General features: G+C 48.1%; 29 protein-coding genes. 13 read left to right on the top strand and 16 right to left on the bottom strand.

The window, feature by feature from the left end:
- The first annotated feature begins 93 nt into the window (after positions 1–93).
- Positions 94–978, top strand: a complete 885-nt coding sequence (locus DWY25_RS07525) for an AraC family transcriptional regulator (protein WP_117894718.1) — start codon at positions 94–96, stop codon at positions 976–978.
- 49 nt (positions 979–1,027) lie between these two features.
- On the opposite strand, the gene DWY25_RS07520 is transcribed toward DWY25_RS07525, so the two are convergent.
- Genes DWY25_RS07520 through DWY25_RS07510 form a run of 3 tightly spaced genes read right to left on the bottom strand, consistent with a single transcriptional unit; the run spans position 1,028 to position 2,250 of the window.
- Positions 1,028–1,453, bottom strand: a complete 426-nt coding sequence (locus DWY25_RS07520; RefSeq protein WP_117894717.1) for a PTS sugar transporter subunit IIA — start codon at positions 1,451–1,453, stop codon at positions 1,028–1,030.
- Positions 1,450–1,968: a PTS sugar transporter subunit IIB gene (locus tag DWY25_RS07515; RefSeq protein WP_220412922.1), complete on the bottom strand. Its 519-nt coding sequence runs from the start codon at positions 1,966–1,968 to the stop codon at positions 1,450–1,452. Before DWY25_RS07515 ends, DWY25_RS07520 begins: the two co-directional genes overlap by 4 nt.
- A gap of 3 nt (positions 1,969–1,971) precedes the next feature.
- Positions 1,972–2,250 (bottom strand): hypothetical protein, encoded by a 279-nt coding sequence (locus DWY25_RS07510; RefSeq protein WP_147336673.1) that lies wholly within the window; start codon positions 2,248–2,250, stop codon positions 1,972–1,974.
- A 171-nt stretch (positions 2,251–2,421) separates the two neighbouring features.
- Here DWY25_RS07510 and DWY25_RS07505 point away from each other — a divergent pair, with 171 nt between their 5' ends.
- From DWY25_RS07505 to DWY25_RS07495, 3 genes are all read left to right on the top strand, one after another.
- On the top strand, positions 2,422–2,736 hold the full coding sequence (locus DWY25_RS07505) for a hypothetical protein (RefSeq protein WP_117894714.1): 315 nt from the start codon (positions 2,422–2,424) through the stop codon (positions 2,734–2,736).
- Entirely contained in the window at positions 2,733–3,665 is a 933-nt protein-coding gene (locus DWY25_RS07500; RefSeq protein ID WP_117894713.1) for a hypothetical protein, read from the top strand. The genes DWY25_RS07505 and DWY25_RS07500 overlap by 4 nt, the downstream gene beginning before the upstream one ends.
- A 64-nt stretch (positions 3,666–3,729) precedes the next feature.
- A complete protein-coding gene (locus DWY25_RS07495; RefSeq protein WP_117894712.1) occupies positions 3,730–4,875 on the top strand; it encodes a hypothetical protein in 1,146 nt (381 codons plus the stop codon).
- A 532-nt stretch (positions 4,876–5,407) separates the two neighbouring features.
- Here DWY25_RS07495 and DWY25_RS07490 read toward each other — a convergent pair.
- The 8 genes from DWY25_RS07490 to DWY25_RS07455 all read right to left on the bottom strand — a co-directional run bounded on the left by DWY25_RS07490 (position 5,408) and on the right by DWY25_RS07455 (position 12,808).
- Positions 5,408–5,890, bottom strand: a complete 483-nt coding sequence (locus tag DWY25_RS07490) for a PTS sugar transporter subunit IIB (protein WP_117894711.1) — start codon at positions 5,888–5,890, stop codon at positions 5,408–5,410.
- Positions 5,887–6,270, bottom strand: a complete 384-nt coding sequence (locus tag DWY25_RS07485; RefSeq protein ID WP_117894710.1) for a PTS sugar transporter subunit IIA — start codon at positions 6,268–6,270, stop codon at positions 5,887–5,889. The genes DWY25_RS07490 and DWY25_RS07485 overlap by 4 nt, the downstream gene beginning before the upstream one ends.
- A 14-nt stretch (positions 6,271–6,284) precedes the next feature.
- Complete coding sequence (locus DWY25_RS07480) at positions 6,285–8,204, bottom strand: BglG family transcription antiterminator (protein ID WP_181981740.1); 1,920 nt, start codon at positions 8,202–8,204, stop codon at positions 6,285–6,287.
- Between the two features lie 51 nt (positions 8,205–8,255).
- Positions 8,256–8,735 (bottom strand): PTS sugar transporter subunit IIB, encoded by a 480-nt coding sequence (locus tag DWY25_RS07475; protein ID WP_006057890.1) that lies wholly within the window; start codon positions 8,733–8,735, stop codon positions 8,256–8,258.
- Positions 8,736–8,756: 21 nt separating this feature from the next.
- Positions 8,757–9,845: an SIS domain-containing protein gene (locus DWY25_RS07470; protein ID WP_006057891.1), complete on the bottom strand. Its 1,089-nt coding sequence runs from the start codon at positions 9,843–9,845 to the stop codon at positions 8,757–8,759.
- Between the two features lie 182 nt (positions 9,846–10,027).
- The gene (locus tag DWY25_RS07465) at positions 10,028–11,599 is read right to left on the bottom strand and encodes a PTS system mannose/fructose/sorbose family transporter subunit IID (RefSeq protein WP_117894708.1); all 1,572 of its coding nucleotides are present in this window, start codon (positions 11,597–11,599) and stop codon (positions 10,028–10,030) included.
- Positions 11,600–11,657: 58 nt separating this feature from the next.
- Entirely contained in the window at positions 11,658–12,059 is a 402-nt protein-coding gene (locus tag DWY25_RS07460; RefSeq protein ID WP_181981739.1) for a PTS sugar transporter subunit IIA, read from the bottom strand.
- Between the two features lie 83 nt (positions 12,060–12,142).
- A complete protein-coding gene (locus DWY25_RS07455) occupies positions 12,143–12,808 on the bottom strand; it encodes an HAD family hydrolase (protein WP_117894706.1) in 666 nt (221 codons plus the stop codon).
- 151 nt (positions 12,809–12,959) lie between these two features.
- Here DWY25_RS07455 and DWY25_RS07450 point away from each other — a divergent pair, with 151 nt between their 5' ends.
- The gene (locus DWY25_RS07450) at positions 12,960–13,559 is read left to right on the top strand and encodes a pyruvate kinase alpha/beta domain-containing protein (protein ID WP_117894705.1); all 600 of its coding nucleotides are present in this window, start codon (positions 12,960–12,962) and stop codon (positions 13,557–13,559) included.
- A gap of 317 nt (positions 13,560–13,876) precedes the next feature.
- On the opposite strand, the gene DWY25_RS07445 is transcribed toward DWY25_RS07450, so the two are convergent.
- From DWY25_RS07445 to DWY25_RS07430, 4 genes are all read right to left on the bottom strand, one after another.
- A complete protein-coding gene (locus DWY25_RS07445) occupies positions 13,877–15,352 on the bottom strand; it encodes an MATE family efflux transporter (protein ID WP_181981738.1) in 1,476 nt (491 codons plus the stop codon).
- Between the two features lie 183 nt (positions 15,353–15,535).
- Positions 15,536–16,489: a Gfo/Idh/MocA family protein gene (locus DWY25_RS07440; protein WP_117894703.1), complete on the bottom strand. Its 954-nt coding sequence runs from the start codon at positions 16,487–16,489 to the stop codon at positions 15,536–15,538.
- A 331-nt stretch (positions 16,490–16,820) separates the two neighbouring features.
- Positions 16,821–17,591 carry a GntR family transcriptional regulator gene (locus DWY25_RS07435; RefSeq protein WP_117894702.1) on the bottom strand — a complete coding sequence of 257 codons (771 nt, stop codon included), beginning with the start codon at positions 17,589–17,591 and terminating at the stop codon, positions 16,821–16,823.
- Positions 17,592–17,654: 63 nt separating this feature from the next.
- A complete protein-coding gene (locus tag DWY25_RS07430; RefSeq protein WP_117894701.1) occupies positions 17,655–18,791 on the bottom strand; it encodes an SIS domain-containing protein in 1,137 nt (378 codons plus the stop codon).
- A 344-nt stretch (positions 18,792–19,135) separates the two neighbouring features.
- On the opposite strand from DWY25_RS07430, the gene DWY25_RS07425 reads away from it, so the two are divergent.
- From DWY25_RS07425 to DWY25_RS07390, 8 genes are all read left to right on the top strand, one after another.
- A complete protein-coding gene (locus tag DWY25_RS07425) occupies positions 19,136–19,534 on the top strand; it encodes a PTS sugar transporter subunit IIA (protein ID WP_117894700.1) in 399 nt (132 codons plus the stop codon).
- 17 nt (positions 19,535–19,551) lie between these two features.
- A complete protein-coding gene (locus DWY25_RS07420) occupies positions 19,552–20,052 on the top strand; it encodes a PTS sugar transporter subunit IIB (protein ID WP_117894699.1) in 501 nt (166 codons plus the stop codon).
- A gap of 15 nt (positions 20,053–20,067) precedes the next feature.
- Positions 20,068–20,808 (top strand): PTS mannose/fructose/sorbose/N-acetylgalactosamine transporter subunit IIC, encoded by a 741-nt coding sequence (locus tag DWY25_RS07415; RefSeq protein WP_006057905.1) that lies wholly within the window; start codon positions 20,068–20,070, stop codon positions 20,806–20,808.
- A gap of 2 nt (positions 20,809–20,810) precedes the next feature.
- A complete protein-coding gene (locus DWY25_RS07410; RefSeq protein ID WP_006057906.1) occupies positions 20,811–21,635 on the top strand; it encodes a PTS system mannose/fructose/sorbose family transporter subunit IID in 825 nt (274 codons plus the stop codon).
- A gap of 375 nt (positions 21,636–22,010) precedes the next feature.
- Complete coding sequence (locus DWY25_RS07405) at positions 22,011–22,304, top strand: DUF6788 family protein (RefSeq protein WP_147336672.1); 294 nt, start codon at positions 22,011–22,013, stop codon at positions 22,302–22,304.
- The gene (locus tag DWY25_RS07400) at positions 22,301–22,792 is read left to right on the top strand and encodes a DUF3990 domain-containing protein (protein ID WP_117894697.1); all 492 of its coding nucleotides are present in this window, start codon (positions 22,301–22,303) and stop codon (positions 22,790–22,792) included. The genes DWY25_RS07405 and DWY25_RS07400 overlap by 4 nt, the downstream gene beginning before the upstream one ends.
- Positions 22,792–23,031 carry a hypothetical protein gene (locus DWY25_RS07395; RefSeq protein WP_006057910.1) on the top strand — a complete coding sequence of 80 codons (240 nt, stop codon included), beginning with the start codon at positions 22,792–22,794 and terminating at the stop codon, positions 23,029–23,031. The genes DWY25_RS07400 and DWY25_RS07395 overlap by 1 nt, the downstream gene beginning before the upstream one ends.
- A gap of 2 nt (positions 23,032–23,033) precedes the next feature.
- A complete protein-coding gene (locus tag DWY25_RS07390) occupies positions 23,034–23,246 on the top strand; it encodes a DUF3791 domain-containing protein (RefSeq protein WP_039863790.1) in 213 nt (70 codons plus the stop codon).
- A gap of 159 nt (positions 23,247–23,405) precedes the next feature.
- Here the strand turns inward: DWY25_RS07390 and DWY25_RS07385 are convergent, their stop codons facing one another.
- Positions 23,406–24,494: an SIS domain-containing protein gene (locus DWY25_RS07385; RefSeq protein ID WP_117894696.1), complete on the bottom strand. Its 1,089-nt coding sequence runs from the start codon at positions 24,492–24,494 to the stop codon at positions 23,406–23,408.
- Positions 24,495–24,503 lie beyond the last annotated feature (9 nt).

The following is a 24,503-nucleotide window of genomic DNA, read 5'->3' as shown; positions in this document are numbered from 1 at the left end:
TCACTCATGTTTTTAAGAATTTCAGAACCTTCATTTTTGCGTTATAAAAATCTATGCTATACTTAATTCAACAGAAACCGGGGTGATTGTGGAATGAATTCGATCTATACACCGATTCGGAAAGATCCTTTTTCCAAGATTGAAGAAGAATTTGATTATGAAATTCTTAAAATAGGAAAGTTTACGAAGAAACCGCCGTTGATCAATCATAGTATTTTCATGAATCATTTTAAGATTTTATTCTTCCTGCAGGGCTGCTGCCGGGTGATCGTCGAAGATCAAGAATACCGGGTAGGTCCGGGCGATCTGCTGGTCGTGCCGATCAACGCCTTCTATACGGTCAGCTCCGAAGGTGAGGAAACGATCGAGTTCTTCTTCCTGCATTTCACCGTTCAGCCGGTGCATAAAATCGCGCGGTTTATCGAATCGCTCGAGCTGACGCAGATTCTGGTACTGCACGATACGATCAACGAAGTGCTGGTGCATCAGCTGCAGCACACGATTAAAATGGTCAACGAGCAGCAGCCGGGTTATTATCTGGAAGCGGTGCTGCTTCTGCAAAGCCTGATGCTGCGGCTGCGGATCCTGCGGCAGGAGGGCAATCATCAGCAGTCCGCTTCGCCGCATGTCCGCTCCAGCGAGGAAACGGTGTTCAACCAATGCGTCCGCTATCTGCAGGAGCATCTGAATGAAAATATCACCGTCGACAAGCTGTGCGAAATCGCGCATGTCTCGCAGAGTTATTTATACCGCTGTTTCAAAAAGCTCGTCCAGCAGTCGCCCAGCCAGTTTATCCTGCAATTTAAGCTGCAGAAAAGTCAGGAATTATTGAAAACGACGGACGACTCGATCACTGCGATTGCGGACGCAACCGGCTTCTCCTCGATCTATTTATTCTGCAGCACCTTTAAAGCCGCGCTGGGACTGACGCCGACGCAGTTCAGAAAACATTTTAAAAATCAGGGTTCCGGCTTTTAAGCCGCGAAACCCTGATTTTTTATTTACTGATAAAGGATGAAGTCGAAAACTAAAAGTCGTCTTCCATCGTTGTGGCAAGCTGATCCCTGTGAATATAGCCCGCGACATTTTTTGTGTCATTGATCGTTTCTGACAAAACTTTTTCCCAGGGCTGCCCTTTGTTTAATTTCATGCACAAATCTATGAACATCGATAAATTACCACCATACATCAATTCCAAACGTTCATTAGAAAACATCATCCGCAAACTAAGGTTGAATGGCGTGCCTCCAAACAAATCGGTAAAAATCAGAATTTCAGAGGCGTCTTTAAAACGTTCGATCATCGCCTTCATTTGCTTTTCTAAAATTAAGGCCGAGCTTTCCTCATCAAAGTCAATACTCCAAACATGTTCTTGTTTTCCAAGGATTAAGTCCAAGGCACTGGTCAACCCACTGTCGAAATGACCATGCCCGATCACAATAATCTCTGTCATCGGCTTTTATCCTCGCTGATTTTCTTTATCATCTCTGTAACTTCCTGTTCAGGTTCGCTTGGGATCATCCTTGATATCAAATGAATCCCTCTTTCAGCTAATTGATTAAACGCATTAAAGTCAGAGGGATCTGCATAGACAGTTTTACAAATCGGAATTGAATTCTCTTTTTGAGATAGATTTCCGATCGTAATACGATGAAAAACATAGCCGTAATTGTAAAGAGATAACAATGGCTGAGGCGAACGTGAAAGGATTAGAACTTTATCTTTCTTGTCAAGATTACGGTTTAATTTATCCGCTGCTGTTTTACTATCCAATATAGACAAACCGACATTGGGCGGACAGCCGATTTTCAAAGCTGTTTTCCGGATCGGATCATTACCGATTTCTTCGTCAACAATTAAAATTCGTGTGATGCTGAAATAAGGAATCCAGAATCCGCAGACCTGTCCATGGATCAGCCGATCATCAATTCGTATCTCCTCTATACTCAATTCATCATCTTCTTTCAATAATCAATATTCCACGACGCCATAATATCTCCGTGTTTTCTGACTTCTTCCGGTTTTGGCCTGCATTGCCGGCGTCAAGCTTTCAACCAAGCAAAGATTTAAAATCACCGGTGTAAAATAAGTTCTGAACCGCGGATCAATTCCCGGCAGATCATATTCTTTCGTATCGATGACTGTCAGTTTTTCATTGGCATATTGTTTCAAAAAGTTTTCCGCTCTTTCATCTAAGGAACGAGCTTTATCCTCGCCTTTAAGCAGGATGACGCATGTATCATTATCCACAATTTCCAAACACCCGTGAAAGAACTCCGCAGCATTGCGGTGTATAAATAATTCGTCCTTAGGTAAGTTTTATTATTTGACCACCACGGTAATTCCAAAAAACTAGGATTATGTTATAATAACTACGTGTTAAACGTGAAGAAGAAAACGAGTGCAATAGGAGAGATTTTTATGTATAGCTTAAAACTTGATTTTTCATCCTGTGAGGAACAGTTGGTGAAAGAACTTCAAGCAATTTCGAATGATCAAATTAGTGTACTCAAATCCGATGGATTATTTGGCAACACAGAAATTATTGTTGCTATTATCGCAGCCACTCCCGTTATCCTTACACAGGTGGCGAAAGTAATTCAAACATATCTTGAGAAAAATAAGTCCAAATCTTTTACACTTAAGATAAATGAAGAAGAAATGTCTTTTACTGGCTATACAACAGAGGAGATAGATATAATTCTCCAGAAGTATGGCAAACAAAATAATCGATGAATATTGAAGAATTATTTGAGCTCTTATATTCTAAAAAGCAAATTCTGAATCAATCCAGAAGTATAAAGAATGTTCAATATTCAGAAGAAAGAGCAAAGCAGATCAATTCCCTGATGAATAAACAGATATTCGGTCAACAGTTTATTAATAGTCTTAATTCAAGAACTCCATATGCCGAAATTGAGTGCTGTTATCAATTCATTATGCAAACCATTCTTGATCGGATTTCTCTTTTTTCAGAATTGAGAGATAGAAGCTATCATGTTATCATCACTGGTGGAATTGACTTACGTAACGAAGTGACAGGAAGTGATGTCATAATTGTCTTAGAATGGCCTCTCATCAAATATTTGGATTTGCTAAACAGTAATGCACTCAAATCAAAATCATTTGAACATTACAGAGAAAATACTAAACTGGTGCTTCGATGTTATAAGCAAAAATATCTTGACCATATGGACATCAATTTGTTTTCTTTCATTTTTCCGACATCTACATTTACTGATGTCCAGTATCAGCTTAATATGGTTTTGCAACAAGTACAGACTGTTTTTATCCTCTGCCACGAATTGGGTCATCTTTTAAATCCAAATTTAACAGGTTTATCAGCCGAGATAGCTGCAGATGCTGTTGCGTTTAAATCGGTGATGATTTACTGTCGTGATAATCAACGACTCATTCCATTTATAGTAATAGGAATTATGCTATTGTTTTCTTATTTGACAATACTCGATGTTGCTATAAAGAATGACAAATCAAGTAAGAGCAAAACAAGAGACGCATGGTTAGACCGCTACGAAGCAATTATGGATTTCATAGAAAAAATTGAACTTTCTGAAAATGATATTGCGTTGGTATCAGGCTATGATGAGATATGTACTGTTATAGACGAGCTTTGTTTACATGATATAGAAGATGCACCGATCTAGTATGCGCATTTGATAATGTTCAAAATGCATTTAGAAAATTAGTAGCCAATAAAGGGTAGATGAGATGACAATAACACAGAATGAGTTACCAGAAGCACTATTTGCAGGAATAAAGTGCTTTGGCACGCCATTAGAAATCGAAAGTATATATCCTCTATATGAAACACTACTTGATGTATTTATGATTGAAGGAATACAAGTAGACGCACCCCAATTAGTCATATACAGCAGCTATAAAAAGGAAGTAGTGACCAGGCATCTGATGAATAAATCGAACCAAATTGACCAGTCCTATCTTATGTTTGATACACATTTATTGGATGTTTTTGGTGAATTTACTGAATGTTTTTTATCAACACACCACCCAGAATTTCAGGTTCAAAAGCTTTTTTATCGACTGCTTGCCGAGGATATGTATGTTCACGGCAGACTTCACGAAGCGCTACATTACTCCTATATGTACAGAACAGCTAAGAGTCAAGTTGTATTTTCTGAAGAGCGAACAAAGTCAATGGCAAGGCATCTGCTAGTTCAGGAGGCCTTTACGCTTTGTCATGAGCTGAGTCATTGGTTTTTGTTTCGCAGTAATGCAGCAGAACGAAGTCGCCAGATAGAATATAAACGTGACCTCTGGACGAAATATTTTGATGATTTAATTGAAAAAAGGATACACACAGGTGATGCCAAAGGAATGATATTGCTTAAAGAAATGCAGCAATACATACAGACCGACGATTTAATCGTAGAAGAGGTTGCCTGTGATACCTTTGCTTCAATTTGCTTGACAGAGTATTTTAATAATATGAATGGCTATTCAAAATCTGATATTGCAGTCAGCGCCTTTCTAGGTATACAAAACTTACAAATGCTATCCTTTTTGAAACGTGATGTAGGAGCTACAAAAAAAAATGGAGCAGCTTGGCTTACCTTTAATATGACGTTGCGGATGAAATTATACAAACACCATCTGTCTGTATATTTCAATAACTATGACAAAGAGTTTGTTCGAGTTTTTAATGATGAAATTGTAAATGCAAAGGAACAATATGATGATCGGGTGCTTTCTCCATTCATTGACGCGATGAATCAAGTACAATGTGAACTCATGCTGCTCAACAAACTTCCTAAGATAACGATATTAGATGATATGTACGATATGATGAATCAGTTAGTTCGTGCTTTATTGGAGCAAGAGGAGTCGGCGAAATGAAAACTATATTCCTATAGCAACGCCATCACCGTAAACGTAAGCGTAAGCCGTCTAAGGCAAAAGCTGGGCGATGGAAACTGTATTAAAATGTCAGAGGCGTAGGTTACTGTTTCATAGACTCCACGCAAAAAAAAGAATAATGTGTATTAATTGGGGCCCTATCAATACAGCTAGGCTTGTCTCAACTAGGATCAGTCGGCCATGGGAGGTAAAATGAAAAATAAAGAAACTGACGATCTAAGTTTGTAAATAGCTTATTAGACCGCCAGCCTTTTTGTTTTCTTTGGATGAAACAAAACCGAATGATATCCTTTTGAACTTTTTGTCAAGCAGCCATAAGGGGATAGATCATTGTATTGCCCTAGAACTAAGCGATGTGTAGTCCCCGGACTGGTTCAGGTTGACTTCAGTTATCTGCCGTTTTTCATTGCGCACATGCCCCAGTGTTCTCGGGTTGCTCATCTGACTTTTAATCGCGAAACAAGATCTTTTCGCTGACCGCTCAGATCCGATCAGCACACTACTCTCGCCATTAAAGCTGCTTCAGCACATTCTCCGTCAACAAGCTTTCCGCTACCTCGGGGGAATGCCGCACCGTGATCGTAATCTTCCGTTCCAGCAGCCGCCGGCAGATCGCGATGTCCTCGCTGGTCAGCGCCGTCCTCTCGTTCAGTACCTTCCCGTTCGGCCGCATCCGCAAACCTCCCAGATTCAGCGTTTTCAGTTCGCGAAAATGTTCCAGCACCTGATTGGCGTCGAACAGACTGCCGACGATGATCAGCACGTTGTCCGGCGATTCCAGCTGCCTGCGCACGATTTCAAAGCCAGCTTCCACCTCCGCGATCTGTAAGCGCACCTCGCGCGGCTTCGCCAGCCCCAGAATCATCTTCGTAAATTCATCGTTCGCCGCCTCGTCGTTCAGGACAAGAATCATATCCAGATTGTAATAGCTGGTCCAGTAGAACGCCACCTGCCCATGAAGCAGGCGATCGTCCACGCTGACCTGCCGGATCATTCAGACCGCGCTCCCATCATGGCGTTGACGTAAACCATCTGATCCTTCGCTGCGTTTACAATCTCCTCGATCTGCGCTCCGTCGCTCACCTCGGAAAACAACATTTCCAATAACAACGAAATATTCGCTCCGCTGATCAGATAGAAATCCCGCGTCTGCAGCTGCCGCATCGCTTCCAGATTGACGCTGCCCCCGACCAGATCTGTGACAACGCACAGCGGCTCCGCCGGATCCCGCCGGTCCAGATACGCCTGCAGCTGTTGTTCAAAATCGTTATTGTACGGAAGCAGATCCACGTTGTTCAGATCATCCTTGAAAAATTTCAGCGTGTTGAGCACGCCCTGGGCATAGTCGCCATGTCCGGCAATCAAATATCGCATGTGCCCGCTCCTTTCTAATTTTTGCTTAACACTTCAATCAAATCCTCATACTCCGTGATTTTCCCCGAGAAGGGTTCGCGCGGATCGTTGATCATCTCGCTGATGAAATCATAGCCCAGCCGCAGCGAATCCAGATCGCCGTTGATGTTGACGAAGATGACTGCCTGCGCCCACAGCTTGTTCCAGATAATCGGTTTTTTCAGAAAACCAATATAAATGAAGCTTTCCGGCAGAGGCTTTAGCGTATGCAGGAAGACGACGCCTTTGGTCGTTTCATGCGACAGGATATGCTCCGCTTCCCAAAACATCGCCAGAATCTCTTTCCAGTTGTCAAACGCTTTAGCCACCTCGCGGAACACCTCGTCGCGCACGCTTCCCTTAAGACTGCCGTTGAAATAGCGCGGGGAGAAATAGCGCGCCAGCTTGCGGAACGACAGACGGTTGTGCTTGATCGACTGCTGGATCTGTTCGCCATACGACAGCCGGCCGTCCATATAAATCGACGGCACCGGATAGGTTGCCTGCAGCGGCACCGTGCTGAGGATCAGTTCCGCCTGATGCAGATCATGATTTTCCAGGTCGCCGACGTCGCAGATCTCGATCATGTTCGCCAGCGCCGCGTGGTTTTCGTTGATCTCGTTGATCAGCGTGATCGTTTCCGGCCGGCCCCGTCCGCAGACAACTAAGATCTTGGCGCCGTGCGGCCGGCTCTCCGTGGAGAACAACAGATTGGTATACAACACGAGATAGGCGAATTCGTTTTTATTCATCCGGACGTTGAAATTCTGTTCCAGAATATCGCTGATCATCATCGTGATATGGGTGGAAAACAAATATTTGTTCAGGAAATCATAGATCATCGGATTGCGCATGACCAGACCGCTGCGCAGCCTTGCGACCATCGCCGGGATGTGCATCCGCAGATATTCCTCGTAGCGGTCCTTATTGATCGCGATCACGCCGAAGCGCTTCTGCAGCATCCGGTAAATATCATACAGCGTTTTCTCCACCTGTTCGATTTCCTCACTGGTGATTTCATCCAGTTCCGTGATGTGCTTGGACTTGAAATGCAGCGCGAAGTAGAGAATCTCCTCCTGCGGCAATAAGATTTCCAGCTTATCCTGCAGCCGCCGCACCAAATCCTGCGCCGCGGGCCATTCCCGGGCGACGCTCGAGCGAAGCTCCCCGAGGTTTTCGTCCTCAATTTTCACGTAATTGTAGAATTTCCACCGGCGGATTGCGATGATAATATGAATCACGAAATTCTGCAGCGACTGATCGGACATGTGAATGCCGTATTTTTCCATAATTTCTTCCAACAACCCGCGCACAAACCGGATTTCATCCTGATTGGTGCTGGAAACAAACATCGCATTGTCGGCGGCGAAATAGCCGGTCGAAACGTTGGCGTGAAAGAAATACTCGGCGATGCACAGCCGTTTGGCAATTTCCTCTCCGACTAACAATATTCCATAATTCGGCCGGGAAATCAGCTCCAGATTGTAGTCCTTGAAGATTTCCCGCACTTCCTTCAGATCGGCGGTCAGCGTGGAACGGCTGATATACAGCTCGTCGACTAAATCCTCGATCGTCAGATAGTAATCCACCGTCAACAGCTTCTTCACGATGTAATTGACGCGTTCGTAACGGTATTTCGGCACGGTCTGCGCGGTTCGCAGCTCACGCCGCTTCAGCTCTGTCAGAAATTGATTATAGAGAAATTCATCGCCCACCGACAGCTGGTAACCAACCCCGGTCCGGGCCAGAATCGCCGCGTCGTAGTCCTTGAGGATCGCGTTCAGCTCGCCGATGTCTTTTTTGACCGTGCGTGCCGACACCTTGACCTTTTCCGCCAGCTGGGCGCTGGTCAGCGGCTGGGAGGCTTCCCCCAGCGCGATCAGAATCTGTTCCAGGCGGTCGCTGATGTATTCCATCCGCTTCCCCTCCTCTCTCAAAAGAATGCAGGGTTGCCCCTGCATGATGCGCTACTGCAGCTTATAATCCTTGAAGTACGTCTTCTTCCCATCCGGAATCAAGCGCAGCTCAACCTCAAAGCCGTCGCTGACCAGCTTATTGCACAGCTCGATATCCTTCTGTGATACCGCGATCGCGCCAATCAGGTTTTCCTTCGTTTCGGCATTCTTGCGGATTCCGCCCAGATTCAGCGAACCGATTTCCGGAATGCTGGTGAGGATGTCGGCAGCATCGGGGATGTTGTTGGTGATGACCATGACGTTGGTGCTGCTTTTTAAGTGAGTGCGGATCAGCGCCTTCGCTTTCTCCACGCTTTCGCAGACCAGCTTCGTTCCCCGCGGCTTGGCGATGTCCAGCGTCATCTTCTGGAAATCATCCTTGGCGATCGCGTCGTTGGCGAGGATGATCATGTTGATCGACAGCTGCTTCGTCCAGGAAAATCCGACCGCACCGTGGATCAGACGGTCGTCAACACGCAGTAATTTTATCATTCGCTTGTTCCTCCTTGTTTTTTACAAGCCGACTTCGTTGCCGGTTTTCGGTGCTTTGGAGCCCATGATGTCGTTCATCCGTTTGCGGGCTTCGTCCAGCGGATTGACCCATTTGTCGCGGCCCATCGCGGAGATCACCTGGAATGGGATGACATTGAACAGGACGCTGAAATGTTCGTCGAGGTGATGATTGATCGTCAGCACTTTCGGATCGTCGATCTTGCGGTTGGTGATCAGATAGACGCGGGAGGTCAGCTCGTGGACGCTTTCGTACATTTTGACCGCGCGGTCGCTCGGCTGTCCCAGCGAATCGACGATGATCACCGTGCGCTCAGCGTTGGTTTCAATCGACGGTCCGTGCAGGAATTCCTCCATCTCATAAGCAGTCGCGGCATGACCGGTCGTCTCCGCGATCTTCAACGCCCCTTCCAGCGCGACGGCGTGATTCGGGCCATATCCCAGAATCTGCACGCGCTTGAGGTCGGTCAGCTCCGCTTCGTTGGCGGCGTACCAGACTTTCGCTTTCTCTACCGTCTGATCCATCGTGTCGCAGGCCTGCTTCAGTTGTTCATAATATCCGGCGGCTTCCTCCGCGCTGATCAGGCCCTTGGCCTTGCCCGCTTCAATCGCGAACAACATGTAGTATAAGCCGAGCGTGACTACGCCCTTGGTGACAAAACCGATCTTTTCAATCCCCATGCCCCAGTTCAGGCACAGATCGCAATGCTCCTTCATGACGCTCTCGACATTGCCGGTCAGGCCGATCGCCGTCAGGCCATGATCGCGGGCTTTCTGCAGAGCGTCGTTGGTGTTGGTCGAACGGCCGCTCTGCCCCGCGCCGAAGACAAACGTCTTTTCATCAAAGATCGTTTCATAATGATTAAAGGTAAACGAAGTGACGACTTCCGTTCTGACCTTGAGGACCTTTTCGACAAAGTATTTCGCCAGACAGGAGCCGTTGTAGGAAGACCCGGAGGCGATGATCAGGATCCGGTTGTACTCCTTTTTCGTATACAGATCGACGGCCGGCTGCACCAGCTGTGAAGCTTGTTCGATATTGCGGCGGCACTGCGCCGCGCTTTCTTCAATATAACCCATCATCGTTTCCATTTCGACAATTCCTCCTTATGTTTTTCATGGAAAAGAGGAAGCAAGGCCCTTCGCAAAAGCCTTGTTCCCCTCCTTGTGCAATGCGGTCTGTCTGCCCTGCCGCTTTAGAACGCGCTAAACTTAATCCAAGCCGGATGCTTCAGTCCACGGACAGGAAGACATAAGCAATTTGAAGACTACGATTAGAGAATGCCGATGACGTTGCAGACGATGCCCAGAATGAACATGCCGATCATGATGTGCAGCATGTTGACCTGCTTCTTTAACAGCCAGGCGGTCGCCCAGGTAATGCACAGCGGCAGCAGGCCCGGCAGAATTTCGTCAAACAGCGACTGCAGCGCTAACGGTTCCATCTGACCAAACTGAATGACTAACGGCGTCGAAACCGAGACCATCGACATTGTCATCGCGCCGATCACCATCAGGCCCAGGATGCCGAAGCACAGCGTCAGCTTGTCCATGATGTTGGACTTGTAGATCTTGTTGATAAACTTGCTTCCGAAATCATACGACTTCCACATCAGATACCAGCGGGCCAGGAAATGCGGTGCGTTGTAGAGCAGAATGAAGACGAACGGCGCCAGCACGTTGCCCTGTAAGCCTAACTGCGCCGCGACACCGGCCGCGATGACGCGGAAGGTGCCCTGGAACAGCGAATCGCCGATGCCGGCCAGCGGTCCCATCAGCGCCGCTTTGACAGCGTTGACCGAAGCCGGAGCCAGATCCGGATTGCTCGAGATTTCTTCTTCCATCGCGCAGGAGATACCGAAGATCAGCGTCGATACCTGCGGCGTCGTGTTGAAGAATTCATAGTGACGGCTGAGCGCCATCGCCAGATCCTTCTTATCCGGATAGAGTTCTTTTAACGCCGGAATCATCGCGTAGCAATAACCCGAGCCCTGATAGTTCTGATAGTTGAACGAAGCTTCCAGCGTATGCGCACGCCAGTACACGCCCATTAACGCCTTGCGACTCAGACGCTTGGTTTCGCGTTTTTCGTCCGTGACTTCCTCTTCCGCCGCTTCCTTGTCCTCCGACTTGATGAAGAAGAAAGCGATCACCGCGAAAGCTGCGCCCAGAATCGCGACGCCCGTATTGGTCATGCCCAGGAAAGCTGACAGCACGAAGCCGATGAAGTAGAACGCGCCGATTTCGCGGGTCCAGATCATGTTCAGCAGCATCGCGAAGCCCAGCGCCGGCAGGATCGACGTGCCGACTTTTAAGCCGTTGTAGATCCATTCCGGGATGAAATCGACGACCGCCTGAACTGCGCCGGTGCCTAAATAGATGGACGCGAAGACCAGAATCATCATGATCAGGCTGAACAGCCACCAGGTCAGCCAGTGATACCGTTCCACCTTCTTGTAATCGCCGATTTCGCAGGCTTTCTGCATCTCAACGATCCAGTACTGCATGACGACGCGGATGAACGTTTTCAGCATATTGAACAGAATGCCGGTCGGAATTGCGATGGTCAGCGCGAACGCCGCGTCCTGACCGGACAGAATCGCCAGTCCGCCGCCGACGATCGTCGCGATGGAAACATCCATGGATACCGAAATACCGATGTTCATGACGCCGATGAAGGCCAGCTCCAGCGTGGCGCCGATCAGAATTCCGGCTTGCAGATCCCCCAGAACCAAGCCGACCAGCGGACCGAGAACGATCGGTTTGGTCAGCATCATGTAACCGTTGATCATATCGGTTCTCGACACGAGATAGATCAACGACAGAAGCAGTGCGTTTAGTAACATAAGTGTTTACCCCTTTCTTAACCTTGGATTGTGTTGCGGTAGGCCTGTCGGTTTGTTTTCAGCTCTCGCTTCCTTTCTTTTGAATGATTGAATTAACATAACAGATCCGGTTCTGCGCTTCGCTGACGCAGCGCTGCAGATCAGCGGCCAGATCGTCTGTTTCTTCCAGTTTCAGCACGTTGAGAATCAATTCGAGATTGACCCCGGTGAGGAGGTGGCAGTTGGGTTTCAGCAGGCTGCGCATCATGTATTGATTCACGCTGCCGCCCAGCAGGTCGGTCATAATAATCCAGGTTTCCGCTTCATGCCCCGCCATGATCTTCTGCATGTGGGTTTCCAAGGGAACCTCGTCGGTATAGGCGCACAGGGCTGTCACATCCGGATTTTCACCAGCCAGCCGGCGCACCGCGCTGGCCAGTCCGGCGGCGTATTCGCCATGACTCGCGATCAGATATTTCACATTATTCCTCTTTCCATTCGTCCTTTTCAATGCCATTATAGAAAGCTTTGTAATCATTAACTACTCAATTAATTTCACTAATTCTAGTGCAGCGCATCAGCCGGGCTGCCTTCCAGCAGCGCCGGGATTTCCGCCAAATCGTCAAACAAGGCGTGGGCCGGGGATTGATCAAATCCATACCGCTCGTCGCGCTTGGCCAGCACGCGCATGCCGGCGCGGACCGCGGCCTGAATGCCGTAGGTGGAATCTTCAATCACGGTGCATTGCTGGGGCTTGGCGTAAAGCTGGGCGGCGACGTGCAGATAGATTTCCGGATTCGGCTTGCTTTCCCGGAAATCATTGCCGCTGGCGATCACTTCAAACAAGGGCAGGATCGCGAGCTCCCGGAGCACTTGTTCGATGTTGGCGCGCGGTGAGCTGGACGCCAGAGCCAGGCGCCAGCCAGTGTTTTTCAGCTGATTCAGCGTTTGATGTACGTGAGGATTCGCCAGCTCGCGGTAATCGATCCGCTGCCCCTGATGGTACGCCCGGTAATCGCGGCGATAGGTTTCCTCACTATCATAAAATGCTGGATCCGCCTGTTTTAGAATCGAAAATGTTTTGCGGCTGCTTTCCCCGACAAGCCGATCGAGCACTGCACGGGGAAATGCATAACCCCGGCTGATCAGAAAATCCTCAAGCCGTTTGTAATAAACCGGCTCGGTATCGACGAGCACGCCGTCCATATCAAAGATGACGATTTTCTCCATCTTCAACCTCCTTTCTGTGTTCCTGCGGATTTATTATAGGAAGATCGTGCTGTGGAACAAAAACGGAAAAAGATCACTAAGTTTAGTGCAGCGTTCCCCTGATTTCTGAGCGGCAACCTTGTATAATGGAAACAGAAGGGAGCGATACATCATGCTTTTATTTTCCCAGCCTGGACCTCACAACACCAACGCGGCCGCCGTCGAGGGCATCCGCAAAGCCAAACAGCTGAATACCGATCTCGTCTTCGCCTCATCCTCCGGCGCGACCGCCAGAATCATTATTGCGGAAGCGCGCAAACAGGGATTTCCAGGAAAACTGATCGACGTCCGTTCCGTCTCCGATGCCCAGGCTCGTGGTCTCAACCGGATGGACGCGGAAACCAAACGCGAACTGGAAGCTCAGGGCGTCGTGATCGTCACCGCCGGCCACGCGTTAAGCAGCGGGGAACGCGGACTGAGCCGTCAGTTCAGCGGGGTTTATCCACTGGAAATCATGGCCGCCACGCTGCGGACTTTAGGTCAGGGCGTCAAGGTTTGTTTTGAATGTGCGGTGATGGCGCTCGACGCCGACATGATCGAATGGGGAAAACCCGTCGTAGCTCTGGGCGGAACCGCAAGCGGAGCGGATACTGCCGTCGTGATCACGCCAGGCTATTCTGCCTCCATCCTCACGACCCGGATCCATGAGATTCTCTGCAAGCCCGCGCTGATGCCGGACTCCGGGTCTTCAGGAAGAAATTCATCAACATAGACCCAGTCTGAACACGTTATCGTTTTCATGAAGAAGGTTTTGCCTTCAGAGAACGCAAGTCAACTCCATTGAGTTAATTGTATAATTCATTCGTCTTTATTTCAACGCATTTGAGTTTATTTCGGTTTTTTCATTTTCCTCGTTCACCGTATTGGTCATTTTCAATTTCTTCTCCCTAATCCGCCTTCTTTTTCAGTGCGCACCTAAACGATGAATCCCATCACTTTAAAACTCTTTAGCGGAATATAACACTTAAAAGTCATCGTTTTATTCTTTCTTTTGAGATGCACTTTCCGAATAGAAGAAAAAGAATTCGATTAGGGCTGCGAGATTTTCGGAGTCGGAGTATCCGGACTTTCCTCAAGCGCTTCGATCCGGTTTGTCTGTGGTACAGCCGAACCGCCATTTTCAATTTCCCGCTTCGAAGCCGACATCTCTTTTTGAGAAACCTCCGGCTGGGTCAGATTGTTCAGCCACCGTTCCTTTTTCAACAAAGCCAGCGCTAACAGACATTTCAGTAAATAACTGACTTCCACCAAGAAGTAAACCGCAGTCAGCGGCAAGTCAGTTCCTCTCGTTAATCCAATCAACAAGGGAATCGGAATGATCCACATGAACAGGGAATCGATCAGAAAGATCGACCGGCTGTCCCCGCCGCTGCGGAAGACGAAATACACAAGAAAATGTCCAGTCGCCAGCGGGAATAACAGCGCCATGATCTGCATCAGCTGATCTGCCGTCCGCAGCGAAAGCGCAGAACCTGTGTAGATCAGCGGGATTGTCCACCGGCAGAGATAAATCAGTATTCCGAACGCGATGGAAAGTCCCAGCGCCAGCTTGAACACACGCCGCACAACCTCCTTGGCCTCCGCTTTCTTTCCCTGCCCCAGAACCGGACCGACCAGAATAGTCAGCACCGTGCCGGCCGCGGGAAAAAGCACCCGGAACAGCTCATAATAGGTCATCGCAATGGCATATCCGGCCGTCATCGGCGTACTGAACGACGAGTAGCCTTTAAATAACATCGCCAGCCCCAGGCCGTAGAATAACTCGTTCAATCCGATCGGAAGCATCGTCTTTCCAATCTGAATTGCCAGCGATCGCGGCATTTTCGACGTCGTCTTCCACGCCTGCACAAAGACGCACCGCGAGCGTTTCATCAGGACAATCATGGTCAGCGCTTCCGCACATCGGCACAGGAGCATCGCCAGTCCCGCCCCCAACATACCGCCAGGGATCCCCTCCAGCAAAATCAGATTCGCCAAAATCTTAACGATGACGGCGGCGCAGCTGCCCCACAGCGGAAGGCGTACCTGTCCGATCGCCCGCATCGCGTTGGCAATCGCCTGCGACAGCACGTAAGGAATCATCGACAGCGCAAGCAGCTGAAGGTAGACCGCTGCCGGGCCTTCCAGTGCCGGATCGGAAGAAAACAGCCGGACCAGCGTTTGCGGAAAGGCAAGCCCGGCCAGGATAAACGGAAACAACAGCGCGATCGAAGCCGCCAGGGAAAACCGGAACGTCTGAGTCATCCGCTGCGGCTGATCAATTCCGGCATATTGGGCGAGAAAGACAACCCCGCCCGCCAGAATGCCGTTGAGGAAACTGCTCGGCACCGTAAACAGGCGGTTGACGATCGCGGCGGATGAAACGAAGAGATCGCCGTACCGGCCGACCATCACGTTGTCGATAATCGTGATCAGGTTGAGAATCAGCTGCTGCGCGATCATCGCCAGACAGAGATTCAGAGCCTGCCGGTAAAAGTGTTTCGCTGATTCCTGATGCTTTTCCATTTGGTTCCCCTCCGCTCTGACTTTCATTCTTCCTTTAGTATAGGAAGTCCGGTCCGGCGGCAGAAGCTAAAAAAAATCACCATTTCTGGTGAAGTTTTCTTTCTCCTCTGGGCTGAATCAACGGAGATTTTAGTATTTACGGATTAGAAACGAAGGTCTTCGCACACGTTGATTCCCATGATTTCAACGGGGAAACTGGCTGCGGATCGCTTCCATCAGCGCCAGCACTTCCCGGGTCTTGGCCTGCGGATAGAGCGGACTTTCCCGCCAGCCGTTGCCAACGCAGCGGCAGACTTCCGCAATCTCCCCCGCCAGATCGGTATACTGAATCGTCGGCCGGATCGTCTGTATTCCCCGGGCATTTTCCAGAATGATTTCCTCGGCCCGGTAATAGTAAGGAATCCGCAGCGTGCCTTCTGTTCCCAGGATCACGGCTTCGCGCGGACGTTCACGATCGATCGCACCTTCGGTCAGAATGCGCGCACCGCTGTCGGTCGTCAGTTCGCATTGGAAGTGAACGTCGATGTGATCGCGCAGTTGGGCCGTCACGTTCAGAGTCGGCGTCAGGTCCGGAAACAAATCCAACACGAAATAATAAAGATAACTGCCGATGTCGTACAGCGCACCGCCCTGAAGGGGATCCAAGATATACCAGCCCGGTTTTGTCTGGCCTTTTAAATCGTAACAGTAATTGACATCGGCGCCGGTCACTTGACCGATAGCCCCGTCTTCAATCAGATTTTTGACGATCGCGCTGGTCGGGTAAAACGGCGTCTTCAGCGCTTCCATTAAGAAGCAATCCTGACGTTTCGCTTCCGCGCACAGCTGATCCCAGTCCGCGCTGGTAAATGCGGCGGGTTTCTCCACCAGGACATGTTTATGCTGCGCCAGCGCTGCCAGCGTCATCGCTTTATGCTGCGCATGCGGCAGCGCAATGTAAACGCAGTCGACCTCAGGACTAGCCAGACAGGCTTGATAGTTGTCGGCAATCCGTGCGCCCGGCACCGCCGCGGCCGCCACTTCCCGCTTGGCTGGGGTCTGAGAAGCAATCCATGTGATCTCCGCTTCTTCAACCTGGGCGCTGTCATGAACGAATCGCTGCGCGATCCCGCCATAACCTAATATTCCAAATCGCATAACTTCACACTCCTTTGACACCACTATACGCCTGCCTGGGGAAAAGAAAAAGCGAAGAATTGTGAATTTTTATAACGGATTTCTTACGGTTTTCTATTTTTTCCTGATCATGGACTGTATTGAATTTCTTATTGATGTCCAAGCCTTCTCCGCCTTTGTTATGAAACTTCCGATTCCAAATGTGTTCTGTTTACCCGAATTGTGCGGAAGCCGGAAGAACGTCAAAGGGACACTCCTTCAATGAGAGCGTCCCTTCTTTTTACATTTTTTGTCCGAAGCAGAATGAAGGAAGAACAATCCATTCAGATCCGACGGATCTGCCGGAAAGTCCTTACTTGACCAGCGGCTCCCGCGCGTGATCCGACAGCGTCGTTTGTGTGGACCGCGCCGTGATCTTGTCCTGCGTGATCGTAAACTTATCTCCAACAAAATAGTGGGTTGTTAATTCAAAAGGTTCGTCGTTGACATTCCACAGGATCATTTGACGAAGCAGAGGAACATGATTGGAGCCGATCAGCTTGGCTTGTTCCGCGCTTGGCAGACAGGCACCCAGTTCCATATACCCGTAGGACCGCTCAATCCCCAATTCTTCGATGTACTGGTTCAGCGAACCTTCCAGCCGTTTAATATCCATCGTCGGCAGAATATTCTGTGAGATATAGGAATACGAAATACAGATCAGACTGCCGTTGCCGAAACGCGTCCGGATGAAGAAATGCAGAAAGTCTTCCTCCGCTACATGCAGCAGAGCAGCGATGTCCGGAGCTTCCTTACCTTTGATAATTCCATATTTAATTAATTCAGCCGACGGTTCCAAACCGGCATTGCGGATCATATCCGTAATGCTTTCAGTCCGTACTGAGCTTTTTTTGATCTTCGCCTTGAATTTGTCATCTGCGAACGTACCCTTGCCTTTTATCCGTTTGATAAACCCATGCACGGCTAATTTGTTCATGGCCCGGGAAACCGTCATGTGACTGGTGGAAAACTTGGCGCAGATCTCGCTTTCCGGCGGAAAGAGTTCATCGTTAGCAATCTCTCCGCTTTCGATTTTCTCTTTAAAGTAATTCACGATTTCCACATATTTTGGAAGTTTCGGCATGTTTTACCCCCTGCTTTTCAAACTTTCGGCAATTCTTTTGTTCTCAGAATTGCCGTGTTCTGTTTATTTCGTTTCTTCCACATTTCCATGTCTGAGGCTTGGATAATGCGACGAAACGTAACGCTTCTTGACCGGACTGACCTTCGTATCGATTCCCGTGTCTTCGCAGATCAGCGCTGAAAGCACCTGAAAAGGAATCACATAGAGAATCGGCGAAAGCAGATCCGTCGTTTTCACTGAGAATTTCAGATCTCTTTCTGAACTTGCCACATCCTCCTCACAGGTGACCACAAATACATGTTCTGTAAAGACGTCTTTATAATACGGAACTAACTCTTTCAAACGTTCCAGTTCTTTCTGACCCTCGGAAGCGATCATAAAGATATAGTTATCCTGATTGTAGGCCCGCATCGGCCCATGCATCTGTTCTTCCATCTCATAACCCGTGCACGGCCGGGAATATGTTTCAAAGAATTTCAGGCGTGATTCCAGCGCCGTTGGATAGTTAACCCCATAGCCTGCGATAGAGGATTTTGTCATTTGATAAAATTCTTCTTTATTACGATTATACCAGTCGATCGACTCATTGACAACTATTTCCAGGTTGTCGGCCAACGCCTTGGCCGCTTCATCCAACTGCTGATAACGAGCCTGGTCAATCAGTTTTTTACGCCGGGCGATCTCAATGGCCTGGATGTAAAACTGGAAGATGGTTTCCGTATAACCGCGCGTTTCCGGACCGATTTCTTCTTCTTCGCAGACTAAATGACAGTATACGTCAGCCAATTCTTCCAGCACACTGTTTAATTGTTCGGTCACCGCAATGGTGAAATACCCGTCCTCCGCAGCTTTTTTTACCGCTTCACAGGTTGAGATACTGTCGCCGTGCTGTGAAAAGCCGATGACGCAGATTTCTTCTTTCTTAAAAATTCCGGACGGATTCGGATTCTCATGATAGGTAAACAACGTCGGCGCGCAAGCAACGCCTTCAACGTGCAACAGCTCGACAAAGAGATTTTTGATAACCATCGAAACATGATTGGAAGTACCGGATCCCAGGAAATAGACCTTCTTAAAATCATGCTCGACAAAAGCGTCAACAAAGCGGGTCATATATTCATTGCGGGTAGCGTAGGCCTTCTTTAAAACCCGGGGTGTATCCTGAATATGACCAATCATTGAGAGTTTTTCTTTTTCCATGCTTTATTCTGTTCTCCTTTTTCTTGAATCACCGGGCAGCTCATCCCAAATATACCACATTCCATCCAAAAATCAACAGTAAATATATATTTTATATAAATTTCTTTCTTGAAAATAATTTGTGTTCTCCAAGGATTCAGGATATTCTGCGGTTTTTTGTCAGGAATATGCGGGAAATCATACAAATCTGTCATATATTAGGGGTGTAATCATTTAGGGTCTCAATTTTTAATATATATTTTTGATATTTTTATATTTACAAATATATATTTATAGATTATACTGAATTTAAATCAGGCAGCTCTCATCCAGTTTCATCCATTGAAAGGGGGAAAAAACATCGAATGAATCAAATTATCATCGCCGCCCATGGCCGGCTTGCGGCGGGCATGAAGGAAACGCTGGAATTTTTCGGCGCACGAAACATCATCATTCTTGAACAAACCGCTCAGGAAACCGGCTTTGAGGATAAGGCTGAACAGATCCTGCGGGAATGTGCCGGGCAAAACTGCATTGTCTTTACCGATCTGTACGGCGGTTCCGTCAATCAGATCTTTTTCAAAAACCTGCGGGATCACGCCTTCCATCTGATCACCGGCATGAATTTAGCGATGATTCTGGAGTGTGCTTTCACGGAAACCGATCTGGATGCGTCGCAGTTAAAAGAAATCATCGCCAACGCCTGCCGTCAAACCTGTTACATGAACGACTTATTGACCAGCGGCGGGGAAGACGACGACTAGAAAGGAAGAAAATCAATATGATCAGTTTATTACGCGTCGACGGACGGCTGGTTCACGGCATGGTCGCGGTGACCTGGGTCGGGGAACTCAAACCCAATGTTTTAGTCGTCGCCAATGATGCGGCGGCCAACGACAGTTTTCACACAATGACGTTAAAGCTGGCCAAGCCGGCCAATGTGGACATGTATGTCTGGACGCTGGCCAAGGCGGTTGACCGCTTGAACGGACCGAAATACAAAGCGAAGAAAATCTTTATCACGGTCGGCACCATCGCCGATGCGGAAGCGCTCGTCAGCCAATGTCCGGAGATTCGCCGCGTCAATGTCGGCCCTGAAGTCGACGGCACAAAGGGGCGGGTAACCGAAGGAAAAGTGGAGATCAGCGACGGCGTCTTTGCCTCCCCGGAAGAATTCGCGTGTCTGAAACGCATTCATGATCAGGGTGTCGAGGTGTTCGCACAGATCACTCCGCAAATGCCGGCAGTCGATTTTACGGATTTCGCTAAAAAATTTGAATAAGAAGGAGAAAAGAGTATGATTTTACAAGCTATTCTCGTCGGTCTTGTCGCAGGTTACGGACGGATCGAACAATCCTGGTTCGGGCAGCAGATGATCGCGCGGCCGATCTGGCTGTGTACGCTCGTCGGACTTTTGTTAGGGGATTTAAAGCAAGGCGTCATCATCGGCGGTACACTGGAGCTGATCTGGGCCGGTGTCGTTCAGATCGGTGCTGCACCGACAGAGGTTGTCAGCGGCAGCGTGCTGGCCTCGGCGCTGGTCATCACCAGCGGTCTGACCGTCGAGGAAGGTGTCGCACTGGCAATCCCGGTCGCGCTGCTGGCCAGCGTTATGAATACGTTTATCTCGTCGGTGAACTCAGCCGTTCTGTCTTCCTTGACGAACAAAGCGGTGGAAAACTGTGATACCAAGATGATCTGGTGGACAGGCATCGGCGGGGGCATCATTTATTTCGTCGTTTACTTTGTCGTTATCGCGCTGGGCTTTATGGCCGGATCCGTCGCAATCCAGGCGGTCATCGATTCCATTCCGGGCGTCGTCCGCTACGGTCTGACCAATGCCAGCAAGCTCCTGCCTGCGATCGGCATCGGTATTCTGCTGAAATTTACGTTTGATTGGAAATATGCCGGCTTCTTTGCGCTGGGCTTCCTGCTTCCAACCTATCTGGGAATGGGCACGATGGGCGTCGCACTGACAGGATTGGTCTGCGCATACATCTATTATCAATTTAAACCGAGAGCAGAGGAGGACGACTAATCATGACAAATCCGGTTCAATTATCAAAAAAGGAATTGAATAAGGTATTCTGGCGTTCCTATCAGGCGCTGGGGTGTTATACCTACGATAAGCAGCAAGGGATTTCCTACATGCGCGCCCTGCTTCCGGCGCTGCAGAAACTCTATCCGGATCCGGAAGATCTGAAAGAAGCCCTGATCCGGCACAACGTTATGTTTAATACAACCTGCGCTTTCGTACCGTTTTGTCTGGGCATCACCTGCGCGATGGAAGAAGAATACGCCAACGCTCCGGAAGGTACATTTGATCCGCAGTCGATCAGTTCCGTCAAGATCGCTTTGATGGGGCCGCTGGCCGGGATCGGTGACAGCTTCTTCTGGGGGACGTTCCGGGTAATCGCCTGCGGGATCGGCGCTCCGCTGGCGGCGGCCGGCAATCTGCTCGGGGTCGTGCTGTATCTGGTGTTGAATTTACTGCCGTCGACCTTGACCCGCGTCTATGGCTTTAAGCTGGGATATCAGGGCGGCCGGGAATTCTTAGCGAAAATCCAGGCTGACGGCACTCTTGAAAAAGTGACGGAGGCCGCAAAGATTCTGGGTCTGGTCGTCATCGGCGGACTGGTGCCGGCGATCGTCGCGGTGCCGGTTTCCCTGGAGCTGAACATGGGCGGCGGTTCGTTCATTCTGGCGGATGTTCTCAACAGCATCATGCCGAATTTACTGCCGTTGGTCTTATCCGTCGTTGTTTATCATTACATCCAGAAAGGCGTCAGCGTCAACAAGCTGTTATTCCTTTTGTTAGGCTTAGGCATTTTATTAACGGCGGTCGGTTTCTTCCCGATGGGATAAGCTGGCAAAGATAGTTTCAGGATAAGCAGGCTGAGAGATCGCCTGCTTTTTCTTACGAAAAACATCATCATGACTTCTTATGTAAAATAATAACGATCAAGTTCAGGGATATGGAAATACCGTCACGGTGTAATAATGATAAATGGAAAAAGCCTTATTTTAAAAGCGAGTGAGCGTTTGTCGTTGTTTATTCATTCCTTTTCCAGCTTGGAAAGACAAAAAAAAATCATCGAGTAAAGGAGACTGTTGAATGCAAGGTAAAAAAATAATAGGATTGATATTCCAAAAAAGTATTCGCACCAGATTTACCCAACATTTATTGATTTATTTGCATAATGTTGGGTATAATGTAGATAGGTGACAAGAATGAATCTTATGATAAGTACAGTGCAGCAAGAAAAGCAACGAATTGATTATATGCTGGTAAAATATCAGAAGGCTCTTGCCGAATTGCCAAAGGGTACAATTTCTGAAAAACAGGTTAAAGGCAATACGTACTACTACCTAAAATACCGAGCTGGAAAAAAGATTATTTCCAAGTACATCGGAAAAAAAGAAATCGAAAAACTGAAACAACAGATTGACAGACGTCGTCATATTGAAACAATGATTAAATCGCTGCTAGAAGAACAAAAACTTGCGGCAAAAGTATTGGAGGGTAATCTATGATTTTGTATCACGGAAGTAATGTAGTCGTTTCTGAACCGAAGCTGATTCAGCAGAATCGGTTTCTAGATTTTGGTTTTGGTTTCTATACCACTACAAATAAAAAGCAAGCTATAGGCTTTGCGGATAAGGTTTATAAACGAAGAAAAGACGGTGGCAGAATCGTCAATATTTATGAGATTGACGAACAGAAAGCCTTTACAGAATGTTCCATTTTACGGTTTGATACCGCTGACGAAGCATGGCTTGATTTTGTATCAGATAACAGATCAGGCAACTATGCAGGAGAAACATTTGACTTTATCCTGGGGCCTGTTGCTAACGATAATGTTTACACCACATTTACCCTTTATACCGCTGGAGCATTGACTAAGGAACAGACCTTGGAGGCTCTTAAAATCAAAAAGCTGTATAATCAGTTAGTACTCACCTCAGGAAAAGCGTTAAGCTACTTAAAGTTTATGGGCACAATACCGGAGGAGGAATTTTAATGGAAAAGCAGAAATTTGAAGCGATGCTCATACTTCTTGTTCCGCAGGTAGTCCACCTGATCACTGAGAATTACCCGTTTGATGAAGTTACTGCCTCTAAAGAATTTTATGACTCTCAGGTATATTCTTTTCTGGAGCAGGAAGATACGAAGTTGTGGCATTTGAGTGCGCTGACTTTGTTCAATATGTTCGATGAAGAAAAAAAGACAGGCACATTCACATTCCCAGAGGAGGCATGATGATGAGTAAAGAAGGTAATTTTTTAATCTATTGTATCGAAAGGTATAAATCCGCAAAAGGCTTAACCGGCAGACAGGTTTCTGAATTGTTCACAAAATACCGTGTATGGGATTACATTTATTCTTGTTTTGAAGCTTTGCATACAACCGGAGAAAAGTATATTGTTGAAGATATTGATCTGTATATTGAAGCCAGACAATCAGCGATGGTTTAACTGCAAAACCGGAAATAAAATGAATCGGAACCTGCTCATTCTATATGAAAAGCGCTGCCTTCAAGGACAACGCTTTTTTATTGAACTTTCTGCCGAAAATGATCCTTTGGCAGCCGCAGCTTTTCACTTCCTGGATTCGAGGAAAGGGAGGAAAACGATCTAGTAAGTATAGCTGCCCATCTTTTTGTGGAAATCAGGATCGCTGGCAACGTTGCAGTCTATGCCCAGATCCAGCGATAATTTTCTCGCCAGCACCTGCAGCGGCACAATATACTCCATCGTTGCGAAATACGGATCATTGACAAACGGATAAACGAAATTATGCAGATCCTCAGCCTGGGAAGCATCCGAAGTGATCACATAGTTCGGGTTATGCCGCTCGCGGGCGAAATAATCCCGCATCCGCAGACAGCGTTCAAAATACTGCCCCGGGCAAGCCAGATAAACCATCGTCGTGTCTTCGTGAATCGAATGATATACGCCGTGCATGAATTCTTCCTGCTCGTAGCCGACGACGCTGTAACGCACCGCTTCCAGAATTTTCAGCGTGCCTTCCATCATGGCCGAGATGCAGCTTTCATAGCCCACCAGAATCATCCGGCGGCAAGGAAGCAGATCTTCCTTATTGCGCAGATACCATTGGCTCGCCTGTTCCGCAATTTCCGGAATGTTGTCGCAGGTTTTCACCATCTGTTCCGTTAACCGCATTTTCTCTTCTTCTGAAATCCGGCCTAACCGCACCGCCAGCTTCATGCCCAGAAGCATAATCGTCGCCATTGTGCCGATATACCCCTTGGTCTTCGGACCGGCATATTCCATGCCGATCGCCAGCAATATTGTGACGTCCGCATGATCGCTGACCGGCTTGCCGGCCTCGCCGGTAACGACAATCGTCTTTAAGCCCAGACTCCGCGCTTTATCCAGCGCCGCGATCGTGGATGAACTGCGGCCGGCCTGGGAAATTCCAATGACCAGCGTATGCGGGTTCAGAATCAGTTCATTGTCCTTAAACTGCATCGGATAGCTGGCAAAGACCTTAACCTTCAGCACATCCTCAAGCAGCTTTTTACAAGCCAGCGCGCCGTGATAGGATGTACCTGAGCCGACGACATAGATCTGTTCAATCGTGCCGTCTGCGCAGTAATCCAGCGCTTCTTTGAATATTTCATCCTGGTGCTCGACGATGTTGCGCACCGCCGGCTTGGATTCCAGGATATACTGGTACATATCCCAGTTTTTTTCCGTCATGAATTAGCC

Origin of the sequence: Holdemania filiformis (assembly GCF_003459085.1) — a bacterium.
In the GTDB taxonomy this organism is placed as follows: Bacteria; Bacillota_I; Bacilli_A; order Erysipelotrichales; family Erysipelotrichaceae; genus Holdemania; species Holdemania filiformis.
The sequence above is the reverse complement of the archived record's forward strand: the minus strand, read 5'-3'. Positions and strand labels throughout refer to the sequence as shown.